At 63.0% G+C, this 22,646-nt stretch carries 18 protein-coding genes and 1 pseudogene; 10 read left to right on the top strand and 9 right to left on the bottom strand.

Annotated elements, in window-relative coordinates; all coding sequences use genetic code 11:
* The first annotated feature begins 269 nt into the window (after window positions 1–269).
* On the top strand, window positions 270–644 hold the full coding sequence (locus tag NEZ08_RS14040) for a DUF3175 domain-containing protein (RefSeq protein WP_298107702.1): 375 nt from the start codon (window positions 270–272) through the stop codon (window positions 642–644).
* A 23-nt stretch (window positions 645–667) separates the two neighbouring features.
* Here NEZ08_RS14040 and NEZ08_RS14035 read toward each other — a convergent pair whose 3' ends face one another.
* Window positions 668–2,716 (bottom strand): methyl-accepting chemotaxis protein, encoded by a 2,049-nt coding sequence (locus tag NEZ08_RS14035; protein ID WP_298107699.1) that lies wholly within the window; start codon window positions 2,714–2,716, stop codon window positions 668–670.
* 219 nt (window positions 2,717–2,935) lie between these two features.
* Between NEZ08_RS14035 and NEZ08_RS14030 the strand changes: the two genes are divergently transcribed.
* A complete protein-coding gene (locus tag NEZ08_RS14030; protein WP_298107733.1) occupies window positions 2,936–4,054 on the top strand; it encodes a CaiB/BaiF CoA-transferase family protein in 1,119 nt (372 codons plus the stop codon).
* 105 nt (window positions 4,055–4,159) lie between these two features.
* Window positions 4,160–4,471: a DUF1272 domain-containing protein gene (locus NEZ08_RS14025; protein ID WP_298107696.1), complete on the top strand. Its 312-nt coding sequence runs from the start codon at window positions 4,160–4,162 to the stop codon at window positions 4,469–4,471.
* 44 nt (window positions 4,472–4,515) lie between these two features.
* On the opposite strand, the gene fahA is transcribed toward NEZ08_RS14025, so the two are convergent.
* The 5 genes from fahA to NEZ08_RS14000 form a co-directional block, all read right to left on the bottom strand.
* On the bottom strand, window positions 4,516–5,787 hold the full coding sequence (gene fahA / locus NEZ08_RS14020) for a fumarylacetoacetase (protein WP_298107693.1): 1,272 nt from the start codon (window positions 5,785–5,787) through the stop codon (window positions 4,516–4,518).
* 139 nt (window positions 5,788–5,926) lie between these two features.
* Window positions 5,927–7,273 (bottom strand): homogentisate 1,2-dioxygenase, encoded by a 1,347-nt coding sequence (gene hmgA / locus NEZ08_RS14015; RefSeq protein WP_298107690.1) that lies wholly within the window; start codon window positions 7,271–7,273, stop codon window positions 5,927–5,929.
* A 2-nt stretch (window positions 7,274–7,275) separates the two neighbouring features.
* A complete protein-coding gene (locus NEZ08_RS14010) occupies window positions 7,276–8,229 on the bottom strand; it encodes an MBL fold metallo-hydrolase (RefSeq protein ID WP_298107687.1) in 954 nt (317 codons plus the stop codon).
* Between the two features lie 20 nt (window positions 8,230–8,249).
* Complete coding sequence (locus NEZ08_RS14005; protein ID WP_298107683.1) at window positions 8,250–8,486, bottom strand: DUF2783 domain-containing protein; 237 nt, start codon at window positions 8,484–8,486, stop codon at window positions 8,250–8,252.
* A 7-nt stretch (window positions 8,487–8,493) separates the two neighbouring features.
* On the bottom strand, window positions 8,494–10,128 hold the full coding sequence (locus tag NEZ08_RS14000) for an FAD-dependent oxidoreductase (protein WP_298107731.1): 1,635 nt from the start codon (window positions 10,126–10,128) through the stop codon (window positions 8,494–8,496).
* 140 nt (window positions 10,129–10,268) lie between these two features.
* Here NEZ08_RS14000 and NEZ08_RS13995 point away from each other — a divergent pair, with 140 nt between their 5' ends.
* On the top strand, window positions 10,269–10,718 hold the full coding sequence (locus NEZ08_RS13995) for a MarR family transcriptional regulator (RefSeq protein WP_298107728.1): 450 nt from the start codon (window positions 10,269–10,271) through the stop codon (window positions 10,716–10,718).
* A 27-nt stretch (window positions 10,719–10,745) separates the two neighbouring features.
* On the opposite strand, the gene NEZ08_RS13990 is transcribed toward NEZ08_RS13995, so the two are convergent.
* The 3 genes and pseudogenes from NEZ08_RS13990 to NEZ08_RS13980 all read right to left on the bottom strand — a co-directional run bounded on the left by NEZ08_RS13990 (window position 10,746) and on the right by NEZ08_RS13980 (window position 12,794).
* A complete protein-coding gene (locus NEZ08_RS13990; RefSeq protein WP_298107726.1) occupies window positions 10,746–10,985 on the bottom strand; it encodes a RidA family protein in 240 nt (79 codons plus the stop codon).
* A 120-nt stretch (window positions 10,986–11,105) separates the two neighbouring features.
* Window positions 11,106–11,978 (bottom strand): annotated as a pseudogene (locus NEZ08_RS13985) (NAD(P)-dependent oxidoreductase); the annotation flags it as partial.
* A gap of 9 nt (window positions 11,979–11,987) precedes the next feature.
* On the bottom strand, window positions 11,988–12,794 hold the full coding sequence (locus NEZ08_RS13980) for an N-acyl homoserine lactonase family protein (protein ID WP_298107680.1): 807 nt from the start codon (window positions 12,792–12,794) through the stop codon (window positions 11,988–11,990).
* Window positions 12,795–13,163: 369 nt separating this feature from the next.
* On the opposite strand from NEZ08_RS13980, the gene NEZ08_RS13975 reads away from it, so the two are divergent.
* The 6 genes from NEZ08_RS13975 (at window position 13,164) to NEZ08_RS13950 (ending at window position 22,591) form a co-directional block, all read left to right on the top strand.
* Complete coding sequence (locus NEZ08_RS13975; protein WP_298107677.1) at window positions 13,164–14,597, top strand: caspase family protein; 1,434 nt, start codon at window positions 13,164–13,166, stop codon at window positions 14,595–14,597.
* 75 nt (window positions 14,598–14,672) lie between these two features.
* Window positions 14,673–15,326, top strand: coding sequence for an OmpA family protein (locus NEZ08_RS13970; protein WP_298107675.1), 654 nt, complete (start codon window positions 14,673–14,675; stop codon window positions 15,324–15,326).
* 42 nt (window positions 15,327–15,368) lie between these two features.
* A complete protein-coding gene (locus NEZ08_RS13965) occupies window positions 15,369–16,274 on the top strand; it encodes an efflux RND transporter periplasmic adaptor subunit (protein WP_298107672.1) in 906 nt (301 codons plus the stop codon).
* Window positions 16,274–19,411, top strand: a complete 3,138-nt coding sequence (locus NEZ08_RS13960; RefSeq protein ID WP_298107670.1) for an efflux RND transporter permease subunit — start codon at window positions 16,274–16,276, stop codon at window positions 19,409–19,411. Before NEZ08_RS13965 ends, NEZ08_RS13960 begins: the two co-directional genes overlap by 1 nt.
* Before the next feature lie 185 nt (window positions 19,412–19,596).
* Window positions 19,597–21,522 carry an AsmA family protein gene (locus NEZ08_RS13955; protein ID WP_298107668.1) on the top strand — a complete coding sequence of 642 codons (1,926 nt, stop codon included), beginning with the start codon at window positions 19,597–19,599 and terminating at the stop codon, window positions 21,520–21,522.
* A 193-nt stretch (window positions 21,523–21,715) separates the two neighbouring features.
* Window positions 21,716–22,591 carry an HlyD family efflux transporter periplasmic adaptor subunit gene (locus NEZ08_RS13950; protein WP_298107723.1) on the top strand — a complete coding sequence of 292 codons (876 nt, stop codon included), beginning with the start codon at window positions 21,716–21,718 and terminating at the stop codon, window positions 22,589–22,591.
* The last annotated feature ends 55 nt before the right edge of the window (window positions 22,592–22,646 follow it).

Below are 22,646 nucleotides of genomic sequence, written 5' to 3'. Positions count from 1 at the left end.
CGTGCAAGGTGGCGTGGATCAGACATTCGCTCCCGGTCGGGCCGCAGAGCCTCAAGCAAAAGTCAGATCCACTCCATGAGATACTTGTCTCTGCGCGTGGTCCCTTAATTCTAGCATTTGCAAAAGTGCCTGCCGGGAGGGATGCAAATATTGGAACTGGACCACAGGTATCCTTAACGTCGATGCGGGCGAAGGGGTTCCCGGCACGCGCTTGGGAGGAACTGGCAGGGCTCCCGCGGGTTGGCGCGAAGAAATCAGAGGAATTCGACATGGCGCAACCACGTAAATCGGCGGCGGCACGCCGGCCTGCGAGCCGCCGGGGCACCAGGCCTGCGAAGAAAGCCCCAGGAAAGACCGCCGGCAAGAGATCATCCTCCAGGCGATGGTCGCAGCGCGTCACGCGGGAGAGCGATGCGCTCGACCTCAAGCGCGGTGTGTTTACCCAGCGGGATCCAAAACGGATCGCTGCCTCGCTCAAGCACTCTGCCGAGCGCAGCTCGCGCCGCAAAGCGGGCGCCTATCGCTCGGCGCTCTCGATGTTGACCTTCTACATTAACCGCGCCGGCAAGACCCTGAGCCAGGCGCAGCGCGCGCGCTTGAACCGCGCCAAGGTCGAGCTGAAGCGTCAATTCGGCAAGGAGTAGACGTCGGGCCGCCACCAGCCTCGTCAGGCGGCGCGGATATTGCTCATGAAGCGATCGAGTTCCTCGCGCAGCCGCGTGCTTTCAGAAGACAGCGATCGCGCCGCGTCCAGAACGTTGGCCGATGCTGCGCCGGTTTCCGCCGCGCCCCGGTTAACCTCCATGATATTCACGGCAGCCTCACTGGTGCCTTCCGCCACGTTCTGCACGCTGCGCGCGATTTCCTGGGTAGCCGAACTTTGCTCCTCGACGGCACTCGCTATCGCCGAGGCAATGGTGGAAATCTGCCCGATGGTCCCGCCGATTTCCTTGATCGCCGCAACCGATTCCTGAGTAGCGCCCTGCATCCCGGCGATATGGGTCGAAATCTCGTCGGTCGCCTTGGCGGTCTGGCTGGCCAGCGACTTAACTTCGGAAGCAACAACGGCAAATCCGCGCCCGGCATCACCGGCACGGGCCGCTTCAATGGTGGCGTTGAGCGCCAGAAGATTGGTCTGCTCGGCAATGGCGGTGATCAGCTTGACGACATCGCCGATTTCCTGCGCGGCGCGCGAGAGCTTGCCGATGCGGCCGTCGGTCTGCTGGGCCTGGAGCACCGCCGCCTCTGCGATGCGGTTGGACTCCTGGGCCTGCCTTCCGATCTCGTCGACGGAGGAGGAGAGTTCCTCGGTCGCCGCTGCAACCGATTGCATGTTGCTGGAGGCCTGCTCGGATGCGCCGGCCACCTGCCCCGACAGATCCTGGGTGGTCTCCGCCGTTCGCGTCAACGTTCCCGCGGACGCCTCGAGCTGCACGGCCGAAGCCGACACATTGGCGACGATGCTGCCGACCGCTGCCTCGAACTCATCGGCAAAGCGGATCAGCTCGGCCCGGCGGCCGGCAGCCGCGGCCTTGTTCTGCTCGTCGAGCGCCGCCGCATCGCGTTCGGCCTTCGCGATCGCCTGCACCTTGAACTCCTCGACGGCCGCAGCCATCTCGCCGAGTTCGTCCCGGCGGCCGAGTCCCGGCAGCACGACATCGAAATTGCCGCCGGCAAGCTCGCGCATCGCCTTGCACATCGCAATCATCGGCCGCGACATGCCCGATCCCAAAAGCAGCGCCAGCACCCCGCCCAACAGGAAGCCGCCGAAAGCCAGCAAGACGATGAGGCGCTGGGTCTCGCTGATGATCGCGCCGGATTCGGAATCCAGCCGCTGCTGTTCGGCGAGCAGTTCAGCCTTCATCGCGTTCGAGGCTTTCATGATGGCAACCGTGGAGTCCGCCATCTCGATCGAGAGCTCGTCAAGCTCCTTGGCGTTATCGACCAGCTTGGTGACCGACTTGCGATAATCTTCAAGATAGCCGGACGCGTCCTTGACGGCCTGTGCAACCTTTGGCTCGTCGGCCGGAATGGCCTTCAATGCCGCCTCGACGAACTTCAGGCGGGCCAGGGCGCCCGTGGCAATCGACTGGTCGGAATTGACGACGAAGGTGTTGACCAGCGCCGTGGCGGTCTGGAACAGCGCGGCCACCTTCTTGCTCGCCATGGTGACGGCGGCCAGCGTCGCATCGTCTTCAACCCCGCTTGGCAGGTCGTCGAGCTTGTAGCGCAGCTGATTGCCGTTCCGCATCAGCTCGTTTTGGCTGATCAGCTCGCTTTCATTCTTGATCTTCACGACATCGGCGAAGACCTTGGTGAAAGAGTGAAACTCCGAATGCAGGCGCGCGACCAGCTTGGTGCGCTCGTTATTCGTCGTATCCACGCTTCTCATCGCCTGATCAATGGCATTCCTGAGCGCAGCTTCCGCTGTCAGCGCGGCCTTGGCGTCGTCCGCCTTGCCGGTCACCACATAATATTTGGCCAGCGCCCGGTAGGCGATCAAATCGCGGTCGATGTTCTTGGCCTGATCCGATTCCGACACGCTCGCGCGGTAGGCGGTGACGCCGTTTGAAACGCGCTCAAACCCCAGATAAGCGACGCCCATGCTGGCCGCGGAAATCGCAAGTACGACGGCAAAGCCGAGGCTGATCTTGCCGCGAAACCGTAAGGCGGGCAGCTTTGATGGCACCAGCCTGACACGTTGCAAAAACTTCACCGCCGCTCCCCCTGCCCTACTGATACATCCCGCGGCCCCGTCAAAACGCGAACACCGGGTCGTGAGGAACCTAGAATAGAATGGATAAGAGCTCGTAAACCGCCGGAGGCCCTCAAATTGCGCGAGGGCCAGGCTGCTGGCGGCCGGTTGACGGGTATCGATGGTTTGGCGGACTATCACCGAACCCGCGGGGCCATACAGGTAATTAAAATGCTCACCATGGCGGATCATCAGACATTGACCAGCGGGGCGTCCGGCCCGCTGGCTGGCTTGCGCATCGTCGAATTTGCCGGCATCGGTCCCGGTCCGTTTGCCTGCATGATGTTGGCCGATATGGGGGCGGAGGTCGTCACACTCGACCGCCCGGGCGCGAAGAAAAACCAGAAATCGGCGGCAGCGCGTGGACGCAAGGTGGTCGAGATCGATCTCAAGAGCGAGGCGGCGATTGCCCAGGTGCTCGATCTTCTCGAACACGCCGACGCGTTGGTGGAAGGTTTCAGGCCTGGCGTGATGGAGCGGCTCGGTCTGGGTCCCGACGCGGTGCTGGCTAAAAACCCCCGGCTGGTTTACGGACGCATGACCGGATGGGGCCAGGATGGGCCATTGGCCCAGGCCGCTGGCCACGACATCAACTATATATCGGTGACCGGCGCGCTGGCCGCGATCGGACCCGCGGAGCGGCCGGTGCCGCCGCTCAACCTGGTCGGAGATTTCGGCGGCGGCGCACTTTATCTCGTGGTCGGCGTGCTCGCAGCCCTGCTTGAGGCGAAAAAATCCGGCAAGGGCCAGGTGGTGGATGCCGCGATGTGCGACGGCGCGGCCTCTCTGATGTCCATGTTTTATGACTTCGCGGCGATCGGCCGCTGGACCACCGCGCGAGAGAGCAACTTTCTCGATGGTGGGGCTCACTTCTATGGCGTCTACCAGTGCGCCTGCGGCAATTTCATCTCGATCGGTTCGATCGAGCCGCAATTTTATCAATTGCTGCGCCAACTCGCCGGGCTTTCGGATGCCGTGTTCGACGCCCAGATGGAACGCGAGGCCTGGCCTGCGCTGCGGCAGAAGCTGGCCGACGTCTTCAGGACCAGAACCCGCGCCGAATGGTGCGCCGTCATGGAAGGCACCGACGTCTGCTTCGCTCCGGTGTTGACGATCGCCGAGGCACCGGAACATCCTCACATGGCCGCCCGGAAAGCCTTCGTGAAACGCCACGGCACCACGCAGCCGGCGCCGGCGCCGCGCTTCTCGCGCACGCCGTCAGCTATCCGCGAGCCGGCGCAGGCGGATATAGCCGGTCTCGTCCGCGAGTGGCGAAGCAAGGATGCTTCTCCCCGATAAAAATCGGGCGCGTCGGCCAAGGTCCTTGTCCGGAATCGAGGTAAATCCGGCATTCGAAACTCCGGCGCGTCCTGCGATGATGCTGCGCGTCCCACGGAGAAAGACATGGCGCTGCAACTCCGGCCAAACTGCGAATACTGCGATAAGGATCTGCCGCCGCATGCGATAGACGCGCGGATTTGCAGCTATGAGTGCACGTTCTGCGCGGCCTGCGCCGAGGATAAGCTCGAGAATGTGTGCCCGAATTGCGGGGGAGGATTCGCGCCGCGGCCGATCCGCCCCGCGCGCGAATGGCGGCCTGGCGTGTCGGTCGTAAAGCAACCGCCATCGGACAAGCGTATGCATCTCGAATATGGGCACGAGGCTATCGCGGCACACGTGCAGCGGATTCGGGATATTCCGCCGGAGCAGCGATAGTCACGCGTCATCCGGGATGGTCAAGGACCAGACCCGTAATGAGTTCAAGCCGGCACAATCGTGCCTTCGACCTCGCCGAAGCCAACGCGGTAACCGTTGCCCTGGCACCAGCCGCGCATCACGAGCGAATCACCATCTTCGAGAAATGTCCGCGTGATGCCGCTGGCAAGCTCGACCGGCTCGGTGCCGTTCCAGGAAATCTCGAGCAGGCTGCCGCGCTGATCTTTCTCCGGTCCCGACATCGTGCCGGAGCCCAACAGATCGCCCACATTCATGGCGCAGCCGGAGGAAGCATGATGCAGCAATTGCTGCACCGATGACCAGTACATGTACTTGAAATTGGTGCGGCAGATGCGCGCCGGCTTGCTCATCGGCGCCGCCCGCAAGGCGACTTCCAGTTCGATGTCGTAATTGTGGGGCTGTGTTTGCTGCAAATACGGCAATGGAGCCGGATCCTGCTTCGGCCCCTGCCGGCGGAATGGCTCCAGCGCCGCTGAGGTCACAACCCATGGGCTGATCGAGGTTGCAAACGCCTTCGCCAGAAACGGACCGAGCGGAACGTACTCCCATTGCTGGATATCTCGGGCGCTCCAGTCGTTCAGCAGAACAAAGCCGAAGATCATCTGTTCTGCCAGCGCTTCCGTCAGCGTCTCGCCCATCGGCGACGGCTGACCGATCACCGCCCCCATTTCGAGCTCGAAATCGAGCCGCCTGCAGGCGCCGAAGCTGGGAAGGTCGGCACCCGGCGGCTTCAATTGCCCGCGCGGCCGCCGCACCTTCGTGCCGGACACCACGACGGTCGACGCCCGGCCGTTATAGCCCACCGGCATATGCAGCCAATTCGGCTGCAAGGCATTCTCCTTGCCGCGGAACATGATGCCGACATTGCTGGCATGTTCTTTTGAGGCGTAAAAATCGGTGTAGCCGGAAACGGCAATCGGCAGATGCAACCTCGCTTCCTTCATCGGTACCAGCACGCGGCGACACAATGCTTCATTGTCGCGCAGCTCACCGTTGTCGTGTCGGAGAAGCTCGCTGATCCGCGAACGCGTCGCCGCCCACACCTTCGGCCCCAGTGCCATGAAGGGATTGAGTGTATCCGCGACAAACACGCCGGGGCCGTCCTGGCCGACAGCGAGTCTGCCATCCTGCTCCAGCTCCCAGAGATCAAGCACGTAGTCGCCGATCGCAACGCCGACGCGAGGCGCGAGGCCGCGCGCAGAGAACACGCCGTAGGGCAGGTTCTGAATCGGAAAATCGGATTCGGCGTCGACCGGAATGAAGGAGCGAAGCGCGGGATCGTTGGGATGGGTCATTATCGCGTCCTCGCTATCTCGAAGGTTTCCTTGTCATTCTGGAGCCGCGGACCGGATATCCGGAACCATTTCTCCAAGATACCCGGCGCAATGGATTCCGAGGGCGATGCCGAGTCATCGCTCTGGGATGACAGAGCCCCTAAGGCTTGTTCGGATCGAACCGTTTCTCCAGACCCTTCCAGCAATCCGCATAATCGCGCTGCAGCGTCGAAGATTTCGCCGCGTGCGTGGTGACGCGCTGCGGAAATCGCGTCTCGAACATGAAGGCCATCGTGCCCGTCAGCTTGACCGGCTTCAATTCGCCGTTGCTGGCGTGATCAAAGGCCTCGCGGTCGGGACCATGCGGCAGCATCATGTTGTGCAGGCTGATGCCGCCGGGCGTGAACCCTTGAGGCTTCGCGTCATAGACCCCATAGATCAGGCCCATGAATTCAGACATGATGTTCACGTGGTACCAGGGCGGCCGGAAGGTGTCTTCAGCAACCATCCATCGCTCCGGGAAAATCACAAAATCGATGTTGGCCGTACCGGCCGTTTCGGACGGCGAAGTCAGCACCGTGAAGATCGACGGATCGGGATGATCGAAACTGATCGCGCCGACCGGCGAAAAGTTTCTCAAGTCGTACTTGTACGGCGCGTAATTGCCGTGCCAGGCTACCACGTCGATCGGCGAGTGCGGCAGTCTGGTCACGTAGAGCGAGCCGCCCCATTTCACGAACAATTCGGTCGGCGTGTCTTTGTCTTCATAGGCGGCGACCGGAGTGAGAAAATCCCGCGCATTGGCAAGGCAATTGGCGCCGATCGGTCCGCGCTCCGGCAACGTGAAGGCGCCGCCGTAATTTTCGCACAGATAGCCACGAGCGGGGCCGGCGGTCAGCTCGATGCGGAATTTCACGCCGCGCGGAATTACGGCGATCTCGCCGGGCTCCACGTCAATTCGCCCGAATTCGGTCACGAAGCGCAGGTCGCCTTGCTGCGGAACGAACAGCATCTCGCCATCGGCGTTGTAGAAGTTCTGGTCGACCATGGATTTGGTGATCAGGAAAACATGCGCCGCCATGCCCGCCTGCGTCCCGGCATCGCCCGCGGTCGTCATTGTCTGCACGCCTTGCAGGAAGGTCATCTCGGCTTTCGGGATCGGCACCGGATCCCAGCGCAACTGGCCGATCGCCACGTCCTGCTCGTGACACGGCGCGGTGCGCCACAGTCCGATATCGGTCTTTTCGAAACGGCCGGAATGCTTCACGGAGGGGCGAATGCGATAGAGCCAGGAACGCTCATTGCTGCCGCGCGGCGCCGTAAAGGGCGAGCCGGATAACTGCTCGGCATAGAGCCCATAGGCACAACGCTGCGGCGAATTGCGCCCGATCGGCAATGCGCCGGCCAGCGCCTCTGTTTCAAAGCTGTTGCCGAAGCCGGACATGTAGCCGGGCGTGATATGGGCCGGGCTGCGGCTGATCGCATCGGGAGAGGCATTGATATTCATGATCATCCTCCTTGCAGGGCGGCCCACATTTCGCGGTCGCGCTTGTCGGTCCAGATCACGGGATCGTCGATTCCGGACGCTTCGTCGAACGCGCGCGAGACGTTGAACGGCAGGCAGTGCTCGTAGATGGCAAAGCTGGAAAACTTCGGATCCATTACCTCGCGCGTCGACGCCATCGTGTCCTTGAGACTGCGTCCCCTGGCGACGGCGGCTTCCGCTGCCCCATAAAGCGTCGTGACGAAGTCGCGCGTCATCGCGATCGCTTCTCGAGCCGTCGCCAGCCCCTTCAGCGCATCGCCGCGTCCCGGCGCGATCGCCTTGGGATTGAAGGCGCGGATTTCGTTCAGCGTCGAGGGCCACTCGCGCAGATGCGCATCGCCGCAATAGCAGGCTGAGTGATATTCGATGAGGTCGCCGGAGAACATCACCTCCGCATCTGGCACCCAGGCGACGATGTCCCCCGAGGTATGCCCTGCGCCAAGTTGCATCAGGCGCACCTCGCGTTTGCCGAGATAGATCGACATGTCGCCTTCAAAGGTAAGCGTCGGCCAGGTCAGCCCGGGAATGCTTTGCGCATCCTGGAATAGCCGCGGGAAGCGGCCGTATTCGGAATCCCAATCCTGCTGGCCGCGTTCGGCAACCAGCCGCCGCGTTTCCTCCGAGGCAATGATCGCCTGTGCCTTGTAGGCCGACGCACCGAGCACGCGTACTGCGTGATAATGTGACAGCACGACATATTTGATCGGCTTGTCTGTGACGGTGCGCACACGCTCGATCACCTTGTTTGCCATCGCCGGCGTCGCCTGCGCGTCGAAGACGAGGCAGCCGTCCTCGCCGACAATGACCGCGGTGTTGGGGTCACCCTCCGCTGTAAAGGCATAAAGGTCGGACCCGATTTCGGAGAACGTGACCTTCTTCTCCGCCATATCGGTCGTAGACGCAAATCCCTTGGCCATCGCTTCAATCCTGTTGGTCATTATTGTTGTTGCTGCTGTTGCTGCTGTTGCTGTTGCCTCGCTTCCACCATCCGCCGCCTTGCCAGCTCGATCGCCTCGCGCAGCACGTCGATGTCGCCGATGTGATTGGCGAGAATGAGAACCAGCGCGGCATCGAGATCGGCGCTCGCCTCCTCGCTCAGTCCGCGATGCGCCTCAACGATCGCGCGAAACGCATCGTCCGGTCTTTCAAATTTCGAGCGAGTTACCAACGCCATGGCCGACTCAATTGTTGCCGGACGCGCGCAAAAGCGCAGCCTCGATGGCACTGCGCGTCGGATGACGGAAACGCGCCGCCACGTAGCCGTCCGGTCGAAGCAGATAAGCAGTTCCAGGCCGGGCATCGTAGCGCGCGGCGAGAAGGCCGGCAGCATCGGAAAGTCCCGCACTCCCGATCGGGATCATCGCGACTTCTTCTGGAAGGTCGATGGCCTCGCCGTCGGCAAATGCGACCAGCGCAAAGCCCCGACCGGCGTCCACGAAGGCGTCGGTGAGATATGAGGCCTCGCCGCCGGGCTTCGAGATGGGCGCATCCACCATCGAGGCACCGGGACGCGGGCCGCCGCGCCAGTCCTCGCAATCTGCGGTCGACAACGGGGTCTGGTAGATCGAGGGAACCGAAAGTCGTCCGCCATTGACCATTCGCTTGCCGAATTCGGTTTCCTTGGCGAGCGACAACACGACCTTGCGCAGCCTGGCTTCGCAAGGCGAATTCGGAGCCATGAAATCCGTCGAACGGGTGGATTCGCGGATATTCTCGTCCGCCGCCTGGCTACGTTCGGTGTTGTAGCTCTCCAGCAAGGTTTCCGGCGAGGTCCTGCGCAGCACGCGGTCAAGCTTCCAGCCCAGATTTTCGGCGTCCTCCAGGCCCGAATTGGCGCCGCGCGCGCCGAATGGCGAAACCTGATGGGCGGCATCGCCGGCAAAGATCACGCGGCCGTGGAGGAAACTCGCCATCCGCCGGCACTGGAACTTGTAAAGCGAGATCCATTCGAAATCGAAGTGATCGTGACCGAGCATGCGCGCGATCCGCGGCCTCACATTTTCCGGCTGCCTTTCGGCGACCGGATCGGCGTCGCGGTCAAGTTGCAGATCGATGCGCCAGACGTCGTCCGGCTGCTTGTGAAGCAAGGCCGACCTGCCGGCGTGAAACGGCGGATCGAACCAGAACCAGCGTTCGGTCGGAAACTCGGCGGTCATCTTGACGTCGGCGATCAGAAACTGATCCTCGAACACCTGACCGGCGAACTCGGCACCCACCATTTGGCGCAGCGTCGAACGTGCGCCGTCGCAGGCGACGACGTAGCTAGCGCCAATCCGGTATGGCCCCTCGGGTGTCTCGATTGAGAGGACGACGTGGTCGTTGCGCCGCTCCAATCCGACGACCTTGTTGCGCCAGCGCAAGGAGATCGCGGGCAATTCCCCGACGCGGTCGACCAGATAGGCCTCCGCATAGAACTGCTGAAGATTGATGAAGGCCGGGCGCTTATGGCCCTGCTCCGGCAACAGATCGAACTGGTAGAGTAGCGAGGCGCCGTGAAAGATTTTTCCGACCTGCCAGACCACGCCCTTGTCGACCATGCGCTGACCAACGCCAAGCCGGTCCCAGAATTCGAGCGAGCGCTTCGAGAAGCAGATCGCGCGCGACCCCTCGCCGATGCGATCCGCATCATCGAGCAACAGCACCGGCTGGCCGCGTTGCGCCAGATCGATGGCGAGCGACAGCCCCACGGGCCCCGCGCCGACCACGACCACCGGATGAATGGCGATGTCCGCGCCAAGCCGGCTCTGATCGGCATGGCGATGATAGCCGAACCGGGTCTTCGCCCTAGGTTCGTCCTGGCTGTTGCCCTGCGACATCGGCATTGGAGGCTCTGGCCAGAAGGAGCCGGCCCTGTTAAATTAGTTTCATTTGCAACTATCTTAGACCCGCCGCGGCGCCGGCGCAACCCGTGATCGGAGCCATTTTGGCCAAGGCAACCCTCGATCTGTTCCGTTTCATGCCGTTCCGCCTCAATCGCCTGGCGGCCGAGGTGAGCGCGGCCTTGTCCGTCGAGTATCGCGAACGCTACGGGCTGGACATTCCGGAATGGCGGGTGCTGGCGACGCTCGGATTTCGTGAACGCGCCTGTACCGCTCAATACATTTCCTATTGCACCCGAACGCACAAATCGACGATCAGCCGGGCCGTCACGGCGCTCATGCGGCGCAAGATCATTGAGCGCGTCGCCAACCCGGACGACCGACGCGAATTCGCGCTTCAGCTCACGCCGAGGGGTCGGCAGCTCTATGAAGAACTGATCCCGCGGCTCCTGGGCAAGGAACAGGAAATTCTCTCGTGCCTGTCGGCGGGAGAGCGCAAGGAACTCGCAGCCGCGCTCTCCAAGATCGAGCAGAGCCTTGGTCTCGCGCAGACAATTGGAGCCGCCACAAAGGCGGGTGGCTACTGAACGGCGTACAAGACGCTTGCGCCAAGTTCACTTCGCCGCGGTCACGACGATTTCCACGATGTGCGGCGGCTCCAGTTCAACGCCGATGCAAGCACGCATCGGCGGATCGGCCTTGTCCACCCATTCGTCCCAGGCCTGGTTCATCTCGCCCTTCTTCGACATATCAGTGATGTAGACGATGGCCGACAGGATTTTGCTTTTGTTCGTTCCGGACAGTGCGAGGCTTTCGTCGATCCGTGCCAGCGCTTTTTTTGTTTGTTCGTACATCGACGGAGTGACCGGGTCGGGCGCGACGGCAACGGTCAGCACGAGATCGTCATGGACTACCGCGCGGCTGCGCGTCGGCGTGAGCCCGGGAAAACGACCGATCATGGCGGACTGGCCTCCGTCGAGATGTTTTGCGATGACGGGAAAATACGCGCCGCCCGAACCGGCATCGATCGCTTCCTGCAGGATCTTTCCGGTCAACTCCGCGCCGCGAATCCTCAAACCCGCGTCCTTGGCGAGCTCCAATGCATAGGACAGATCCTTCAGCGCGTATTCGGTCGAGAACGCGCGCTCCGGGAAATTGCCCGGCACGATCGCCTTCATGCCGTGGTTGCGGAGCGCGAAACTGTCGGCTGAGCCTTTTGACAGGGTGTCGAGCAGCAATGCCGGATCGACGTCATTGCGGCGGGCGAGCGCCACCGCCTCCGACAGCGCGTTGACCGTCTGAAACAACACCATATTGTTGAGGATTTTCGTCACCTGCCCGGCCCCGGTGCCCCCGCAGAGCGTGACGTCGGTGGCAAAGCACTCGATCAGCGGCTTGAGCGCTGCAAATAGTTCCGCCGTCGCGCCGACCATCACGCTCAACGTGCCGTCCTGCGCGGCCTGACGCGTTCGCGCGATCGGCGCATCGACCCAGAACGCGCCCTTTGCCTGCACCTGGCCTGCGAACTCGCGGGTCTGGCTCACGGACGACGTACCGAGATCGACGACGATCTGGCCTTTGCGAATGTTGTTCCGGATGCCCTCGTCCTGGAACACTTGACGTACGTGCCTGGCGCTGGGCAGACATAGGAAAAGAACCTCGCATTGGCCGATGGTCTCAGCCACGGAGTTGGCAATTGCGGCTCCTTCCGCCTTCAGCCGTGCCAGCGGCTCCGGCGCAATATCGAAGGCAGTCACGCGCGCGCCGCTTTTCCTGACGAGATTGCGGCAAATCGGCTCGCCCATCACGCCGAGACCAACAAAGCCGAGATTGCTATAGCCTGCCATCGCGGGACTCTATTTTGCGAAGGAACGAGACGGCGCCCGGTGCAGCGCAAAGGCGTCGACCTTGTCGCTGGCGCGCGGATAGAGTTCGGCGACCAACGGATCATGTCCGGGGATGACGCGATCCGGATGCCCGGCCAGGCGCTCGACCGTCTCCCAGCCGGCGCACATGTCGCCGATGTTGTAGACGATCGGAAACGGATTGCGGCGGTGCAGGTTGCCGTAGAAATGCGCCGCATCGGACGCCAGCACGATCGGACCCCGCGTCGTCGCGATCCGAACCACCTGCAAACCGTCGGAATGTCCACCGACATGATGTACCGTGACGCCGGGGGCGATGCTGCCCTCACCGGCATGGAAGGTGACGCGTTCGCCGTAAACGTGCCGCACCATCAGCGTGACATGCTCGATCGAGAACGGGTGGCGCAGATGACCGAAGCACATGCAGCGCCCGGTGGCATAGCTCATCTCGCGATCCTGCAGATGAAAGCGCGCTTTCGGAAACAGGTCGAGATTGCCGGCATGATCGTAGTGCAGGTGGGTGACGATGACGTCATCGATGGTGTCGGGACGAACCCCGAAGCGCGTCAGCGCCTCTGCCGGGTTCAGCGTGAGCTTGCGGCTTCGCGCCGCCGCCTCTTCTGCATTGAAGCCGGTATCGACGAGAATGTTGCGGCCGCCACCCTGGACCAACCACACGAAATAATCGAGGTCGGATGCTGCGGTCTCATGCGGATCCGGCGTGATGTAGTTCATGTGAGGGGTGCGCGGCGACATGGTCGCGTAGCGGAGTGCGTGGACTTCGTAGGTCGTTTCCATCGTCAAGCTTCTTTTTGCGGTTGGGCCGGCTTCAGCAAGCCACCGCCAGGTCAAAAGGTCAAACCCCAGGGACTCATGACGGCCAGATGAAATTGCCGATCGGCCGCAATGTGTCATCGAGAAGAGGCACCCTGCGAACTTCCTGAGGCGAGATTGAACCATTGAAGGGCGGCACTGAAACCGAGCACGGCGGCGATGTCTGAAAAAATCGAGACCGCGGGCGATTTGGCGCCTTTGCAGACATTGACACCGCTTGGGAGCGCGGTTTGATTAATCCGATCTTCGTGGGATAAAGTTGCCGGGCGGGGGCCTGGGGTCTCACCGCTTACGCGTTGAAACTGACGCACAAATTGCCTGGACAGACGCAGAATGAGTATCCGCCCTTCTTTGCTGGCTCTTTTGAGTCTTTTGGCTCTTTTGTTCGTCCCGAACCTCGCTTCGGCTGCGGCCGCCGCCGACCGGATGGCGCTCGTCATCGGCAATGCGAAGTACCCCGACGCAGATGCGCCATTGAAAGAGCCGGTGAATGACGCGCGGAGCGTCGCCGACGAACTCAAGCGTGACGGATTCACCGTCGAGACCGGCGAGAATTTGACCAACGACGGAATGCGCAAGGCGCTGGATCGCCTGTACAGCCAGATCAAGCCGGGCAGCGTGGCGCTGATCTTCTTCAGCGGCTACGGCATCCAGTCCAACCGCCAGAGCTTCATGATTCCGGTCGATGCCCAGATCTGGACCGAGGCGGATGTGCGGCGCGACGGTTTCAGCCTCGAGACCATCCTCGGCGAAATCAACAACCGCGGCGCCCGCGTCAAGATCGCCCTGATCGATGCTTCGCGGCGAAATCCTTACGAACGACGATTTCGCAGCGCTTCGGCCGGGCTCGCGCCGGTGATCGCGCCCAATGGCTCGCTGGTGATGTATTCTGCGGCGCTCAGTTCGGTGGTATCGGACAATGGCGGCGATCACAGCCTGTTCGTTCAGGAACTGCTCAAGGAAATGCGGGTTCCGAACCTGACGGCGGAAGAGACGCTCAATCGCACCCGCCTCGGAGTCACCCGGGCTTCGCAGCGCGAACAGGTTCCGTGGATTTCGTCTTCGCTGGCGGAAGACTTCTCCTTCGTTCGAGGGGCGCACCCCGCGACTTCGTCTCCGCAACAGCAGAGCGCCGACATCTCTCCGCCCCCGCCCGCACCACGCGTGGAGACGCCCGCGCCACCGAAAACAGAAGCGCCGGCCATGCCGCAACCCGAACCTCCCGTGGCGAGGATTCCGGGCAACGAGCCGCCGCCGTCCCCCTCGCTCGCCGATGATCCCGTCATCAAGGGCCTGAATCAGAAGCTTGCGGAAAACCCGGATGACGTCAGCAGCCTCTACAGGCGCGGTCAGGTCTATGCCAGCAAGGGGGCGTATGACCTCGCGATCCGGGACTTCAGCGATACCATCCGCCTCCATTCCCGGGACGTCGAAGCCTACAACAACCGATGCTGGGTGCGAGCTGTGATCGGAGATTTGCAACCCGCACTGAGGGACTGCAACGAAGCACTTCGGCTGCGCCCGAACTTTGTCGATGCCCTCGACAGCCGCGGGCTCGTCAACCTGAAAAGTGGATTGAACAAGAACGCGATCGCCGATTTCGATGCGGCGCTGCGCATCAATCCGCGGCTGACCTCGTCGCTATATGGGCGCGGCCTGGCGCGCCAGCGTAGCGGCGCTGTTTCGGATGGCGAGGTCGATATCAACAACGCGAAGGCCATGGACCCGAATATTGTCAAGGAATTCGCTAGCTATGGCGTAAACTGACATCCGACGCCTTTCCATAAGGCTCCCGCAGACGGAGCCGCCTGATTTACGAACGCGCCCTAAGGAGGATCGGCGATGTCGAGGCATCCCGCAAAGATTGTCTTTGTTGCTGCTGTTTCGCTCCTCGCCATTGGCGCCGCACTCTCTCTCGGCGCCGCCAACGCCGAGGACGTCACCGAAGACCAGGTCCTCAAGGCCCTGACGCCGCAGAAAAAGCCGCTCACCCGCAGCCTCTCGATGGTCCCTCCGGCACAGAGTGATCCGGCTTCCGAGGCCGAAGGCAAGCTGATGCAATCGCTGCGTAATCGGTCGACGCGCTCGCTGTCGATGGAGGAACGTGAGCAGATCGCCGCGATCGTGAAAAGCAAGCCAAACATCGATCTGGAGATCAATTTCGACTACAATTCCGACCGGATCAGCGCGAGGTCACTGCGCTCGGTGCAGGCGCTGGGGCGGGCGCTCGCCAATCCCGAGCTGAAGGGGTCGATCTTCATCGTTGCCGGTCACACCGACGCCGCCGGCGGCGAGGAATACAATCTGAACCTTTCGGAACGCCGGGCAGACTCGATCAAGCACTACCTGGTCGAGACCTCCGGCATCCCGGCCGCCGATCTCATCACCGTCGGCTATGGCAAGACCAAATTGAAGGATCCCGCGCATCCGCTGTCCGAGGTGAACCGCCGGGTGCAAGTCGTCAACACGGAAAACAAGACCACCGCCTCGAAGTGAGTTGACGTTTGTCCGCCCGACCAAGGAGCGCCGAGCCCGGCAATGAACCCTTCCAAGTACGTCAAGCCTGCGCTGGCGGTTTTATTTTTCACGTTTCTCGCGGCCGGCTGGTACTGGTTCGAGCATCGCCGGCATGGCGAACCCAAGGCGTCGGCCGGCAACGCGCTGGTCGTCGTCACCAGATCAGCCAACGCCTGCTTTTCGGACCTGGTGCGGGTGACTGGATTTGTGGTGCCGCGCCGCGAGGCCGTGGCCGGAGTCGAACAGGAGGGGTCGAGGGTCGTGGAGGTGTTCGTCCGCGAAGGCGAGACCGTGGCCGATAACCAGGAGTTGGCGCGCCTTACCGCGCCGCTGGGGACGAATCGCAGCCCGATTTCGCTGCGCGCGCCCGCCGCCGGCCTCGTCACCCAGGTCAACACCATGGCCGGTGCGCCCGCCTCGCCGCAGGCCGGACCGATGTTCCGCATTGCCGTCAACAACGAGATCGACCTCGATGCCGAGGTACCAGCGGTTCAAATGGCAAAACTCAATCCCGGCGCGACGGCCCGGATCACCCGCGACAACGGCCCGGAAATTGTCGGCCGCATCCGCCTGGTATTGCCAAAAATCGACCGCAACACCCAGCTCGGCCATGTCCGGATCACGCTCAACGGCAGTTCCGATATCAAGATCGGCATGTTTGCGAAGGCGAGCATCGATGCCAAGCGCAGCTGCGGCGTCGCAGTTCCACGAACCGCCATCGACCACCTGACGGTTCAGGTGGTTAAAGGCAACACCATCGAAACACGAAAGGTAAAGGTAGGCCTCGTCTCCGCTACCTCGATCGAAATCCTCGAAGGCCTCGAGGTCGGTGAAATCGTCGTGGCCGACGCCGGCTCGTCGCTGCATGATGGCGACCAGATCAAGACGGTGTTCTCCGACGCCCACGACCGGACGCAGGTACGCTGATGGCTCTCAATATCTCGGCATGGTCGATCCGCCACCCGCTGCCTTCTGCCGTGTTTTCGATCATTCTCCTGGTGTTGGGCTGGGTCAGCTTCACCAAACTGGCGGTGACCCGGCTGCCGAGCGCCGATATCCCGGTGATTTCGGTTACTGTGTCGCAGTTCGGGGCCGCCCCTGCCGAACTTGAAGCCCAGGTCACCAAGACGATTGAAGACGGCGTCTCGGGCGTCGAGGGCGTACGGCACATCTCGTCGTCGATCACCGACGGCCTGTCGGTGACGACGATCCAGTTCGCGCTGGAAACCAACACCGACCGCGCGCTCAACGATGTCAAGGATGCGGTGACGCGCGTGCGCGCCAACCTGCCTCAGAACGTCAATGAGCCGCTGATCCAGCGCGTCGATGTCATCGGGTTGCCAATCGTCACTTACGCCGCGATTTCCCCCGGCAAGACGCCGGAGCAACTGTCCTACTTCGTTGACGACGTGGTCAAACGCGCACTGCAGGGCGTGCGCAACGTCGCCCAGGTCGAGCGCATCGGCGGTGTCGAGCGCGAGATTCTCGTCTCGCTCGATCCCGATCGCTTGCAGGCCGCAGGCCTGACCGCGGTCGATGTCTCCCGCCGCCTGCGCGGCACCAACGTCGATCTCGCCGGTGGCCGGGCCGAGATCGGAAAAAATGATCAGGCGATCCGCACGCTCGCCGGCGCAAAGACGCTCAATGAACTCGCCGGAACCATGATCAGCCTGCCGGGCGGCGGCGAAGTCCGCCTCGACGATCTTGGGACGGTGACCGACACCATCGCGGACCGGCGGACGTTTGCGCGGTTCAACGGCGAGCCGGTGGTAGCGCTCGGCATCAAGCGCTCCAAAGGCGCCAGCGACGTCGTGGTCGCGGCCGCCGTGCAGAAGCGCATCGATGAGCTTAAAATCGCCCACCCCGAAGTCGATCTCAAGCTGATCGACACGTCGGTCCGATACACCAAGGGCAATTACGAGGCGGCCATCTCGACCCTGTTCGAGGGCGCGATCCTGGCCGTCGTCATCGTGCTTTTGTTCCTGCGCGACATCCGCGCCACCATCATCGCCGCGATTTCGCTGCCGCTGTCGATCTTCCCGGCTTTCTGGGCGATGGATATTCTCGGCTTTTCCCTCAACCTCGTCAGCTTCCTCGCCATCACGCTCTCGACCGGCATTCTTGTCGATGACGCCATCGTCGAGATCGAGAACATCGTGCGGCACATGCGGATGGGCAAATCGCCCTATCGCGCGGCGCTCGAGGCCGCCGACGAGATCGGCCTTGCCGTGATTGCGATCTCGCTCACCATCATCGCGATATTTGCGCCCGCCAGTTTCATGTCTGGTATCGCCGGACAATTTTTCAAGCAATTCGGCATCACGGTTTCGGTGCAGGTGTTCTTCTCCCTGCTCGCTGCTCGCTTCGTAACGCCGGTATTGGCCGCCTATTTCCTCAAGGACCATCCGCACGAGATTCCGCCGCCCGGCCGGGTGCTCCAGACTTATACGAAGCTCGTGACTTGGTCGGTAAAGCACTACTTCATCACGGTGCTGATCGGATTTGGAATTTTTGCCGCCTCGATCTGGAGCATCACGCTGTTGCCGCAGGGCTTCCTTCCGGCGCAGGACACCGCGCGCTCGCTGCTCGCGATCGAGCTGCCACCCGGCTCGCAACTTGCCTATACCGAGAAGGTCACCGAGCAGATCGTGTCGCGCTTGCGCAAGCGCCCGGAAGTACGAAGCGTGTTCGTCGATGGTGGCCGGATTCCGCCCGGCACGTTCGAAGTCCGCCGCGCAGCGTTGATCATCAACTACACGCCCAAGACCGAACGCAAGATCACCCAGCGCGAGCTCGAGCTGTCGATCGGCAGGGAGCTTGAAAGCGTTCCCGATATCCGCTTCTGGTTCCTCGACGAAAACGGCTTGCGCGCGGTCTCGCTCGTCGTCACCGGCGCCGAGAGCAACATCGTCAACAACGTGGCGAGCGAGCTCGCCAACCAGATGAAACGGATTCCGCTGATCGCGAACGTCATCTCCGAAACGGCGCTCGATCGGCCCGAGCTGCGTATCCGGCCGCGCGCCGATCTTGCCGCCCGGCTCGGCGTCTCCACCGAGAGCCTATCGGAGACCATTCGCGTCGCCACCATTGGCGATGTCGGTCCGGCGCTTGCCAAGTTCGACGCCGGCGACCGCCAGGTGCCGATCCGCGTCCAGCTTGAGGATGCGGCGCGCGGCGACTTGCAGACGCTGGAGCAGTTGCGGGTGCCGATCGGCGGCGGACACGGCGGTGTGCCGCTGTCGGTGGTCGCCGACGTCAAACTGGGCCAGGGGCCGACCAGCATCAACCGTTACGACCGCGAACGGCAGGCCACGGTCGCAGCCGATCTGGTCGGCACGGCGGCGCTCGGAACTGCGACCAAGAGGATCTACGAGCTGCCGGTCATGAAGACCCTGCCAAAGGGGGTGAAGGTCAGCCCCTCCGGCGATGCCGAAAGCCTCAAGGAACTGTCCGAGAACTTTGCCTCCGCCATCACCGCCGGCCTGATGATGGTCTACGCGGTGCTGGTGCTGCTGTTCGGCACGTTCCTGCAACCGATCACGATCCTGTTCTCGCTGCCGCTTTCGATCGGCGGCGCGATCGCCGCGCTGCTCATTACCGGCAAGCAGCTCACGACGCCGGTCTGGATCGGCATCATGATGCTGATGGGCATTGTCACCAAGAATGCGATCATGCTGGTGGAATTCGCGGTGGAATCCGTTCGCGAGGGCAAGGCGCGGGAAGACGCCATCATCGATGCCGGCATGAAGCGCGCCCGGCCGATCGTGATGACCACGATCGCGATGGCCGCCGGCATGATCCCGTCCGCGCTGGCATTCGGCGCCGGCGGCGAGTTCCGCTCGCCAATGGCGCTTGCCGTGATCGGCGGCCTGATCTTTTCGACCATCCTGTCGCTGGTCTTCGTGCCGGCCATGTTCATGGTGATGGACGATGTCGGCAAGCTGATCTGGCGCTTCGCCAGCAGGCTGATCACGTCGGGCGACCGTCTCGACGGCGACCACGGCCCCACGCCGGCCGGAGATCGCAAGCCGCACGCCGTTGTCCATTCGCCGGCAGCCGAGTGAGCCGACGAAGCCCGGCTGCTCGTTCGCGCGGCGGCGCCGTGAGACCGGACTGTGTTACAAGCCACATATCCGGCCGCGGCCGGCATTTATTTTGGCGGCTTTGAAGCGCATTCCTGTTCCAGGTGGGCTTGGGAAACAGGCTGCGCGGCCCCAAGTTCTGGCTGTGGATGATCCGGAAGACCGACATGAAAGCCTTGAGAATCGCAGGCGGCGTTGTTGTGGGCATTGTCGTTGTGGCGGCATTGCTCCTGACCATCGGAATACCCGCCGGCTTTTTGGCCTCCACCATCGAGCGGCGGGTCGAGCACGAAACCGGCTACCGCCTGGCAATCAAGGGGGCGACCAGGATCGCCCTGTGGCCGTCGCCCAGCATCACCATGAGCGAGGTGACCTTGCAGGTGCCAACGGATGGAGACACCGGCAACCGGCTGACGATTGGCAGCATCCGGGCCGACATGACGGTTGCCGGCCTGTGGTCGGGCCGGCCTGATATCACTGAGCTTGTGATCAATCGCCCGGCCGTCCGCATTCCGCTGCACCGAGAACGGCGGCCGGTTGCAAAAGCGACCGCCACGCCCGCGCCCGCCTCCGGCACGGCCAATGCGCGCGATGCGACCATCAGGCGCATCACCGTGTCGGACGCCACCGTCACGCTTTTCAATACCCATGATCACGTAGAAGATCACATCGCGGGCATCAGCGTTCGCGCCGCCGTCGGCGCGGACCGCCATCTTAGCCTTGACGGCAACGCACGCGCCGGCAGCCATCCGCTGACATTCAATCTCACTTCCCCGCTGCCCGACTCCTCGCAGCCAGGACAGGCCATCCCGGTACAGCTCTCGCTCGATGCGCCGGACCTGCTGCAGGCGCCCGTGTCGGGCAAGGCCGAGGTCCGCATCAGCGGCAGCACGCTCCGCATCAACAATCTCTCCGGGGCGATCGGCACCGGCACTTTCGACGGCTGGGCCTTGGTCGATTTCGCCGACAAGCCGCTTCTCAAACTCGACCTCGATTGCCGCCGCCTCGCTATCGCGGCCACCGCAGCGCAGGCCAAGCCAGACGACGCTTCGGCTGCCTGGAGCAACGATCGCTTTGAACTGATCGGGCTCAACTACGTCGATGGCCAGCTGCGTCTGTCGGCAGACGAGTTCAACATCGGCAGTGCGCACTTTGCACCCGCGGCGATCGAGGCTTCGCTCCAAAGCGGCAAGCTCAACGGCAGGCTGTCGAATGTCGGCGCCTATGGCGGCAAGGCGAATGGCACCGTCGAGATCGACGTCTCGCCCGATATGCCGGTCTATACGATCCGCGGCGATCTTGACGGCGTTCGCGCGCTTCCGCTCTTGAGCAGTACGGCCGGCTTCGACAAGCTCGACGGCAAGCTGCAAGCGACAATCGACGTTCGTTCCCAGGGCCAAAGCCAGCAGGCGCTGATGTCGAATCTTTCCGGCACGGTAATCGCCAATTTCAGCGACGGCGCCATCCGCGGGCTGAATGTCGCGCAGATGATCCGTTCGCTGACCTCGGGCACGCTGTCGGGCTGGCAGGAAGGTCAGGGTAAGATCACCGACCTGAGCCAGCTTTCGGCATCGTTCCGCATCGACAAAGGTCAGGGGAAAACGGCCGACATCAACCTGATCGGTCCCCTGGTGAAGGTGACCGGCGGCGGGACGGTCGATCTCGGCGCGCAAACGCTGGCGTTGCATGTCGAGCCGAAGCTGGCGATGACCACCGAAGGGCAGGGCCGCAAATCGGATCAGGTGGCGTTCGGCATTCCCGTCGTCGTCGATGGGCCGTGGACGAACCCTCGCATCTATCCCGACATCAGCGGCATTCTCGACGATCCGGATGCGGCCTATGCCAGGCTCAAGCAGTTGGGCAAGGGCCTGTTCGCACCGGGCGAACCGGGCAGCGACAACACAGCCGGCGACAATAGCCTCGACAGTCTCGGCGCGGCCATCGGCAACCTGATCGAGCAGGGGCTGAAAGCCAGCGAGGGGCGCAACGGCACTCCGAACAATCCGTCGGCGCCGGACCAGAATGACCCGGCCAAGCCGGACCAGAACAGCCGGCCGATGAACGACATCATGCGCCAGTTGTTCGGCCGGTAGGCCGTCCAATGGTCGGGGCGGTCACGCGTTGGCAGCACGAGGCAGAGTTGGCCGAGGCGTCGGCTTCCGAGCCGTATTGGGAAAGCAAAGCTGCGGTAGCCGTGATAGCATCATACTGATAACGATAAGCGGTCAGCGAATGTCTTTCGGACTTGCCATGAGCCCTGCCGCCGCGCACTTTTCCAAAAAGCTGATGCAATATGCTGTGGCGGTTTCGTTTTCGCTTGCCCTCGTCTCGACATCCCCCGCCCTCGCCGCCGATGATCTCGCCGCGAAGGAAGGGCCGCAAGGCGCCGCCGTCTCGGTGCTCAAAGCTGCGAAATCCTGCTTCCCCAACGTAGTCGAGGCGTTCGGCACCCTGATTCCGCGCGAGGAGACTTTTGTCCGCCCCGAGCGGCCCGGGCTGAAGGTTTCGGAAGTCATGGCCGAGCCCGGCGACACCGTCACCGCCGGCCAGGTGCTCGCCCGGCTCGCTTTGCCCGAAGGCGGCTCGATCGCTGTGCTATCGCCGGTTGGCGGACTTGTCCTGAGCTCGACCGCCACCCTTGGCGCCGTCGCCTCGCCGCGGGGCGAGGCGTTGTTCTCCGTGATTGCACGCAGCGAGTTCGACCTGGTGGCGATGGTGTCGACGGAGGATTTGCCGAAGGTCGCCGTGAACCAGCCGGCGCGCGTGCGCCTGGTCGGCGGCGGCGAGGTGGAAGGCAAGGTGCGCCGCATCGCCGCGACCGTCGAGCCCAACAGCCAGCTCGGCCAGGTCTTCGTCGGCGTCACCACCAACCGCAAGCTGTTCGTCAACGGTTCCGGCCGCGCAATGATCACGACCGGCAAGAGCTGCGGCGTCTCGGTGCCGCTCACCGCCGTGCTCTATGGCACCGCCGGCACCGTGGTGCAGGTGGTGCGGCGGGCGCGGATCGAAACCAAGCGTGTGGAAGTGGGACTGACGTCGGGCGGCGAGATCGAAATCCGCGAGGGCCTGACCGAGGGCGATGTCGTGGTCGCACGGGCCGGCGCCCTGTTGCGCGAAGGGGATCTGGTGCGGCCGGTGATGGAGAGCGCCGAGGCGCGGTAGCGGCAGTTGGGCATGCTCCACCAATCGCACCGGACCATAACCGCCGGCTCAACTG

The sequence above is a fragment of the Bradyrhizobium sp. genome (assembly GCF_027451485.1).
Classification (GTDB): domain Bacteria; phylum Pseudomonadota; class Alphaproteobacteria; order Rhizobiales; family Xanthobacteraceae; genus Bradyrhizobium.
The sequence above is the reverse complement of the archived record's forward strand: the minus strand, read 5'-3'. Positions and strand labels throughout refer to the sequence as shown.

What these genes read in the sequence shown, in the direction of transcription:
- NEZ08_RS14000 (WP_298107731.1), bottom strand. Translation starts at nt 10,128, where the DNA reads ATGTCGCAGGGCAACAGCCAGGACGAACCTAGGGCGAAGACCCGGTTC.
- NEZ08_RS13995 (WP_298107728.1), top strand. Translation starts at nt 10,269, where the DNA reads ATGCCGTTCCGCCTCAATCGCCTGGCGGCCGAGGTGAGCGCGGCCTTG.
- NEZ08_RS13965 (WP_298107672.1), top strand. Translation starts at nt 15,369, where the DNA reads ATGAACCCTTCCAAGTACGTCAAGCCTGCGCTGGCGGTTTTATTTTTC.
- NEZ08_RS14010 (WP_298107687.1), bottom strand. Translation starts at nt 8,229, where the DNA reads ATGGCCAAGGGATTTGCGTCTACGACCGATATGGCGGAGAAGAAGGTC.
- NEZ08_RS14030 (WP_298107733.1), top strand. Translation starts at nt 2,936, where the DNA reads ATGGCGGATCATCAGACATTGACCAGCGGGGCGTCCGGCCCGCTGGCT.
- NEZ08_RS14025 (WP_298107696.1), top strand. Translation starts at nt 4,160, where the DNA reads ATGGCGCTGCAACTCCGGCCAAACTGCGAATACTGCGATAAGGATCTG.
- NEZ08_RS13975 (WP_298107677.1), top strand. Translation starts at nt 13,164, where the DNA reads ATGAGTATCCGCCCTTCTTTGCTGGCTCTTTTGAGTCTTTTGGCTCTT.
- NEZ08_RS13980 (WP_298107680.1), bottom strand. Translation starts at nt 12,794, where the DNA reads ATGGAAACGACCTACGAAGTCCACGCACTCCGCTACGCGACCATGTCG.
- NEZ08_RS14040 (WP_298107702.1), top strand. Translation starts at nt 270, where the DNA reads ATGGCGCAACCACGTAAATCGGCGGCGGCACGCCGGCCTGCGAGCCGC.
- NEZ08_RS13950 (WP_298107723.1), top strand. Translation starts at nt 21,716, where the DNA reads ATGCAATATGCTGTGGCGGTTTCGTTTTCGCTTGCCCTCGTCTCGACA.
- hmgA (WP_298107690.1), bottom strand. Translation starts at nt 7,273, where the DNA reads ATGAATATCAATGCCTCTCCCGATGCGATCAGCCGCAGCCCGGCCCAT.
- NEZ08_RS13960 (WP_298107670.1), top strand. Translation starts at nt 16,274, where the DNA reads ATGGCTCTCAATATCTCGGCATGGTCGATCCGCCACCCGCTGCCTTCT.
- NEZ08_RS13970 (WP_298107675.1), top strand. Translation starts at nt 14,673, where the DNA reads ATGTCGAGGCATCCCGCAAAGATTGTCTTTGTTGCTGCTGTTTCGCTC.
- NEZ08_RS13955 (WP_298107668.1), top strand. Translation starts at nt 19,597, where the DNA reads ATGAAAGCCTTGAGAATCGCAGGCGGCGTTGTTGTGGGCATTGTCGTT.
- NEZ08_RS14005 (WP_298107683.1), bottom strand. Translation starts at nt 8,486, where the DNA reads ATGGCGTTGGTAACTCGCTCGAAATTTGAAAGACCGGACGATGCGTTT.
- fahA (WP_298107693.1), bottom strand. Translation starts at nt 5,787, where the DNA reads ATGACCCATCCCAACGATCCCGCGCTTCGCTCCTTCATTCCGGTCGAC.
- NEZ08_RS13990 (WP_298107726.1), bottom strand. Translation starts at nt 10,985, where the DNA reads ATGTACGAACAAACAAAAAAAGCGCTGGCACGGATCGACGAAAGCCTC.